Source organism: Sinosporangium album (assembly GCF_900100605.1).
In the GTDB taxonomy this organism is placed as follows: domain Bacteria; phylum Actinomycetota; class Actinomycetes; order Streptosporangiales; family Streptosporangiaceae; genus Sinosporangium; species Sinosporangium album.
Genome location: NZ_FNCN01000012.1, coordinates 216,304 through 222,434 on the forward strand (window position 1 = coordinate 216,304; position 6,131 = coordinate 222,434).

At 67.2% G+C, this 6,131-nt stretch carries 6 protein-coding genes and 1 pseudogene; 6 read left to right on the forward strand and 1 reads right to left on the reverse strand.

Annotated features, from left to right (window positions below; genetic code table 11):
- Nucleotides 1-78: 78 nt before the first annotated feature.
- Complete coding sequence (gene hppD / locus BLQ73_RS15380; RefSeq protein WP_093171148.1) at nucleotides 79-1,188, reverse strand: 4-hydroxyphenylpyruvate dioxygenase; 1,110 nt, start codon at nucleotides 1,186-1,188, stop codon at nucleotides 79-81.
- A gap of 102 nt (nucleotides 1,189-1,290) precedes the next feature.
- Between hppD and BLQ73_RS15385 the strand changes: the two genes are divergently transcribed.
- The 6 genes and pseudogenes from BLQ73_RS15385 to BLQ73_RS15405 all read left to right on the forward strand — a co-directional run.
- Nucleotides 1,291-1,770 (forward strand): Lrp/AsnC family transcriptional regulator, encoded by a 480-nt coding sequence (locus tag BLQ73_RS15385; protein ID WP_093171118.1) that lies wholly within the window; start codon nucleotides 1,291-1,293, stop codon nucleotides 1,768-1,770.
- 289 nt (nucleotides 1,771-2,059) lie between these two features.
- The gene (locus tag BLQ73_RS15390) at nucleotides 2,060-4,177 is read left to right on the forward strand and encodes a transglycosylase domain-containing protein (protein WP_245691099.1); all 2,118 of its coding nucleotides are present in this window, start codon (nucleotides 2,060-2,062) and stop codon (nucleotides 4,175-4,177) included.
- A 64-nt stretch (nucleotides 4,178-4,241) separates the two neighbouring features.
- On the forward strand, nucleotides 4,242-4,604 hold the full coding sequence (locus tag BLQ73_RS35030) for a transposase (RefSeq protein WP_176955466.1): 363 nt from the start codon (nucleotides 4,242-4,244) through the stop codon (nucleotides 4,602-4,604).
- Nucleotides 4,502-4,792 carry a hypothetical protein gene (locus BLQ73_RS34080; protein ID WP_245691100.1) on the forward strand — a complete coding sequence of 97 codons (291 nt, stop codon included), beginning with the start codon at nucleotides 4,502-4,504 and terminating at the stop codon, nucleotides 4,790-4,792. Before BLQ73_RS35030 ends, BLQ73_RS34080 begins: the two co-directional genes overlap by 103 nt.
- 35 nt (nucleotides 4,793-4,827) lie before the next feature.
- Nucleotides 4,828-5,235: a transposase gene (locus BLQ73_RS34085; RefSeq protein ID WP_245691104.1), complete on the forward strand. Its 408-nt coding sequence runs from the start codon at nucleotides 4,828-4,830 to the stop codon at nucleotides 5,233-5,235.
- A gap of 249 nt (nucleotides 5,236-5,484) precedes the next feature.
- Nucleotides 5,485-6,131, forward strand: a pseudogene (locus tag BLQ73_RS15405) (hypothetical protein); the annotation flags it as partial.

The window sequence follows — 6,131 nt, forward strand, 5'->3', positions numbered from 1 at the left end:
GGAGATCACCACGCACCGCTTGTGGCAAAGCCCGCGACGCGCAAAGAACCGCTACGGGTTCCCGGTCGAAGGCGCTGGTCAGAGGTTGCCGCGCAGCTCCTGCTCGCGCTCGATGGCCTCGAAGAGCGCCTTGAAGTTGCCCTTGCCGAAGCCGAGCGACCCGTGCCGCTCGATGAGCTCGAAGAACACGGTCGGCCGGTCCTGGACAGGCTTGGTGAAGATCTGGAGGAGGTAGCCGTCCTCGTCACGGTCGACCAGGATGCGGCGCTTCTTCAGCTCCTCGATGGGCACCCGGACCTCGCCGATGCGGGACCGCAGCTCGGGGTCGTCGTAGTAGGAGTCCGGGGTGGCCAGGAACTCCACGCCCGCGGCCCGCATGTGGTCGACGGTGGTGAGGATGTCGTTGGTGGACAGGGCGATGTGCTGGACGCCGGGCCCGCCGTAGAACTCCAGGTATTCGTCGATCTGGGACTTCTTCTTGCTGATGGCCGGCTCGTTGAGCGGGAACTTGACCTTGCGGCTGCCGTCGGCCACGACCTTGGACATCAGCGCGGAGTACTCGGTCGCGATGTCGTCACCGATGAACTCCGCCATGTTGGTGAAGCCCATGACACGCTTGTAGAACTCGACCCACTCGTCCATCTTGCCGAGTTCGACGTTGCCCACGCAGTGGTCGATCGCCTGGAAGACGCGTCCGTTCTTGACGTCGGGCGCGGCCACGAGCGGCTCGGCGGCGACGAAGCCCGGCAGGTAGTGGCCCGAGTAGTTGGACCGGTCGATCAGGGTGTGGCGGGTCTCGCCGTACGCCGCGATGGCGGCCACGCGCACCTTGCCGTGCTCGTCTTCGAGGGTGTGCGGCTCTTCCAGCCCGCGGGCGCCGGCCTTGACCGCGTGTGCGTAGGCGGCGTCCACGTCCGGCACGTCGAGGGCGAGGTCGGTCACACCGTCGCTGTGTTCGGCGACGTGCCGGGCGAGGTCGGTGCCGGCCCGGACGGGGCCCCGGAACACAAAGCGGGCGCTACCGGAGGTGAGGACGTAGGCGGCCTCGTCGCGGCTGCCGTTCTCCGGGCCCCGGTAGGCCACCAGGCGCATCCCGAAGGCGGTCGAGTAGTAGTGGGCCGCCTGCTTGGCGTTGCCCACCGCGAACACGACGGCGTCCATTCCGTGAACAGGGAAGATGTCGTTCATGCCGCCACTGTCGGATTTGATGGGCGGGTTGTGCAACAGTGGAAGAAATCACTGGACAACCTGTAGGGATATCCCTCGCCGATCGCGGAGTAGCTGTACATCATGACAATTGATCAGCTCGACGCCCGTCTGATCGCTCTCCTGACCGAGGAGCCGAGGTTGGGTGTGCTGGAGTGTTCGCGGCGCCTCAACGTGGCCCGGGGAACCGTGCAGGCGAGGCTCGACCGTCTGATCGCCCGTGGCGTGATCACCGGGTTCGGCCCCGACGTCTCACCCGCCGCCCTCGGCTACGACGTCATGGCGTTCGTCACATTGGAGATTCGCCAGATCAGCGGACACGATCCGGTGGCTCACGGCCTCGCGCGCATTCCGGAGGTCCTGGAGGTCCACACGACATCCGGAGGGGGTGATTTGTTCTGCCGGGTGGTGGCGCGCAGCAACGCCGATCTGCAGCGCGTCATCGACCTGGTCGTCGAGGTACCGGGCGTATTGAGGACCTCGTCGGTGATCGCTCTGGACACCCCGGTGCCGTATCGGGTGCTGCCACTCGTCGCAGATGTTCCGCGTCATCGCCAGCGGTAGCGCTTAGCATCCTGAGGGGAAGGTTGTTCATCTCTTTCCGCGAACCCCAGGCAACTGGGTCGAAAGCCACAGATCAGCTTAAGTCGATCTTGCTGTTCGGGGCCGCGGGTTGAGAAGACCTTTCAGGAAAACACAAGCACCATAATCGATCGCTTACCCTGAACTCTTGCCCGAGCCGGGGGAGCGGGCGATGGGTAAGTGGGGGTAGTGGCGTGTTCGAGGGGCGGAGATAGGCGTGCGAAAGCGGCGAATTCTCCGGATACTACTGATTTTCGCTACAGGGGGACTGGTGCTGGCCGCGGGGGCGTTCGCCGTGGCCTGGGCCCTCACTCCCATCCCGGACAGCACCCAACCGGAGGCCACGGCCCAGGCGTCGGTGATCTATTACCGCGACGGAAAGACCGTGCTCGCCAAGCAAGGCGTCAATCGCAAGCGGGTCGAACTCGCGAAGGTGCCCAAACATCTGAGGGATGCGGTTATTGCCGTTGAAAACCGGTCTTTCTACCGCGATAGCGGTGTTTCGATCAGCGGTACGGCACGGGCCGTATGGTCCACGGTCACCGGGCAGCAGCTTCAAGGCGGATCCACGATCACGCAGCAGATGGTGCGCAATTACTACAGCGGCCTCGGACAGGAGAGATCGATTGTCCGCAAGTTGAAAGAGATTATGATCTCTCTCAAAGTGGATCAATCAAAGTCCAAGGACTGGGTGCTTGAGCAATACCTCAACACCATCTACTTCGGCCGCAGCGCGTGGGGCGTGCAGGCCGCCGCGGAGGCCTACTTCCGCAAGGACGTCAGCGAGCTGACCGTGGCCGAGAGCGCCTACCTCGCCGCCGTGATCCAGCAGCCGTCCAACTTCGCCAACCCCACCGGGGCCACGCGCGAGGCCGCCGAAGAGCGGTGGAAGAGCGTGATCGCCGCCATGCGCGAAACCGGGGCCCTCACCGCCGAGGAGGCCGCCGACCAGCGTTTTCCCACGTTGAAGAAGCCCAAGGCCCCCTTCACGCCCAAGGGCCAGCAGGGCTACATGATCGACCAGGTCAACGCCGAGATGGCCAGGCGGGGCTACACCGAGGAGCAGATCAACCAGGACGGCCTGCGCATCGTCACGACCTTCGACAAGAACCTCATGGCCGCGGCCGAGCGGGCCGTCACCTCCGTCCTGCCCGACGCCACGCCGAAGAAGGTGCGCACGGGGCTCGCCGCCGTGGACCCGGACTCCGGCGAGGTGCTGGCGTTCTACGGGGGGCGCTCCTGGGAGGAGAGCCAGTTCGACAACGCCTTCTACGCGAAGGTCCAGGCGGGGTCCACCTTCAAGGCGTACGCCCTGGCCGCCGCCCTGGAGGACGGCGTCGGACTCTCCAGCCGGTTCGACGGCAACTCACCCCTGCGGGTGGCCTCCGCCGACCAGCCCATCCCCAACTCGAGCGGGCGCTCCTACGGCCAGGTCAATCTGGTCACGGCCACCCGCGAGTCGGTCAACACCGCCTTCGTGGACCTCGGCCAGCAGATCGGCCTGAACAAGGTCGCCGACGCGGCCAAGGCGGCCGGCATCCCCGAGAGCCAGCTCTCCCAGCACGAACAGGCGGCCACCTTCCCGCTCGGCGTCGCGTCGGTCAGCGCCGTACAGCAGGCGGCGGGCTACGCGACCTTCGCCTCCCAGGGCATCTACCACGAACCCCATGTGATCCGCTCGATCACGAGCGCGAACGACAAGAAGACCACGATCAAGGTCGCCGGCAAGCGTGCCTTCAGCGAGCAGACCGCCGCCGATACGACCTACGCCATGACCCAGGTGGTGCAGGCCGGCACCGGCACCGCCGCACGCCTGTGGGACCGGCCGGCGGCCGGCAAGACCGGAACCACCGACAAGTCGGGCGCAGCGTGGTTCGTGGGTTACACCCCGCAGTTGTCGACCGCTGTGAACATGTTCCGCGACGACAACAAGACCGTGTCCATCCCCGGATACGGCGCGCAATACGGCGGTGGCCTGCCGGCGCAGATCTGGCGGGCCTTCATGGCCGAGGCCATGTCCGGCAAACCCGTCGAGCAGTTCCCCGAGCCGTCCGACATGGGATGGGGCGACAGCGGGAACGACGGGACCGGCAGCGGCGACTGGTACGACGACGGCTCTGGCGACGGCTACGTCAACCCGGACCAGGGCACCGGCCGTACTGAGGGCCCCGACCCGCAGCCTTCCACACAGGCACCCGAGCAGTCCGGCAATCCCACCGGCCCGCCGGACGGCGAAGGCCCCGGCGACGGCCAGGGGCCCGGCGACGGCGACCCGCCGACGAACCCCGGCGACCCTGGAAATCCCAACCCGGGCGACCCTGACGAGGGCCAACCCGGCGACACGACCGGACCGCCGGGAAAGACCCCCGCCCAACGCGACCCGCGCTAGTCTAGGTGAGGCCTGGTGGCGGGCTGGCCGTGGCTGGCAGAACTCGGATGTGGCGTGCTTCGATGTGACAGATTGCGAGTGGGCGTTGATCGAGCCGCACCTGTCGGTGGCGGCCACAGGGCCGTTGCCGCGGCGGGTGCGTGATCAGTTCAACGGGATCCTGTGGCGGTTCCGCACCGGTTCCGGCTGGCGGCGTGACGTCCCGGAGCGCTACGGGCCCTGGTCCACGGTGTACTCCCGGTTCAACGGCTGGGCGAAAGCCGGGGTGTTCCGGGCCCTGATGGACGCGCTGATCGCCGAGGCCACAGCGCGCGGGAGGTCGGATTGGAGCTGGTCAGCGTGGACTCCACGATCGTGCGGGCGCACCAGGAGTCGGCCGGACTGGCGGTCGCCGGGGAGACCCTGGACGCGCTGGAGCAGGCGCTGACCGAGGAAGAAGGGGCTCCGCTTCCGCAGCAGCCGCCGGTACTGCGGGTGATGCGCCGCAGGCAGCACCCGGCACGGACGACGCGGACGACGCGGGTGCGGCGTCGGACCGGGACCGTGCCGCCGCACGGCGACGGCGCAGGGCTTGGGCCAAAGCCGCCGGGCTCGGCCGGTCCCGGGGCGGGCTGAGCAGCAAGCTCCATGCCGCGGTCGACGCCGCGGGGCTGCCTCTGGCCTTCCTGCTGACGCCCGGGCAGGCCACCGACTGCCCGCGGTTCATGACGGTGCTGGACAGGATCCGCATTCCCGGTCCGGTCGGCCGGCCCCGGACCCGCCCTGCTGCGGTGGCCGCCGGCAAGGCGTACTCCTCCAAGGCCGACCGGGCTTATCTGCGCCGCCGCCGGATCGCCGCGGTCATCCCGGAGAAGAGCGATCAGCGGGCCAACCGGAAGAAGAAGGGGTCAGCCGGTGGGCGGCCCGTCGGCTCCGATCCGGAGCGCTACCGGCTGCGCAGCAGCATCGAACGCTGCTTCCAGAAGATCAAGACGGCCACCCATGGTCGAGTCGATCACGCAGAAGGACTATCCGGTGGCCTAGGCGATCATCCTCGTGTACGGCGCGCTCGTGCCTGATCTGGCCGATGGTGAAGCCGCGCCCTGCCCCAGACGGCAGGGCGCCCCTTCGGCCCCATGAGGTGCTTCGTCCCCATCTATGGCGGAAAGGAATCTTTACTTGAAACGTTTCATATGTGATGATCACTCAGTTTTGCAACGTCTGTTCGAAAGGTCGGAGTGAACACATCGCACACAGTGCCGAGATTACCCGCGCGAACGCGCCATCGCGCTGCCCTGATCGCAGTTCTATCGCTGCCCCTGTCGATCATGAGCGTGCCCGCGAACGCCCAGGAGCCCACGCCCACGACCTCGCCGCCAAGCGCCTTGGCCACCCCCACAGGCAAGGCGCTGGCGCAGGCCAAAAAGGACAAGCGGCGTGTCGAGATCACGTCGCTGCGTTCGGAAGCCGCGACCTTCTACGCCAACCCCGACGGTAAGACGCTCCGGATGGAACTCCACACCCGGCCGATCCGCGTCAAGAAGGCGGACGGCAAGGGCTTCACACCGATCGACACCACCCTGGTGAAAGACGCCGGCGCCATCAAGCCCAAGTCCGCGCCGGGCGATCTCGTTCTGTCCGATGGCCAGGACAAGACCCTGCTCAAGAGCCGGGCAGCCGGTGCCACAGCGAAGATCACCACGCCCTCGGAACTGCCCAAGCCCAAGCTGAAAGGGAACACCGCCACCTACCCGGACGCCTACGGTGAGGGCCGCGACCTGGTGGTGATCGCGGACCCGACCGGGTTCCGGCAGCAGATCACCATCGCCCAGCGGCCCAGCGGTCCAGTCTCGTTCCGAGTGCCGCTGGACCTGCCCTCTGGCCTGTCGCTCAAGAGCAACGCCGCAGGCACGCCCGCCATCGTGGGCAAGGACGGCAAGACGCTGACCGAGGTGCGCCCAACCCTTGTGCAGGA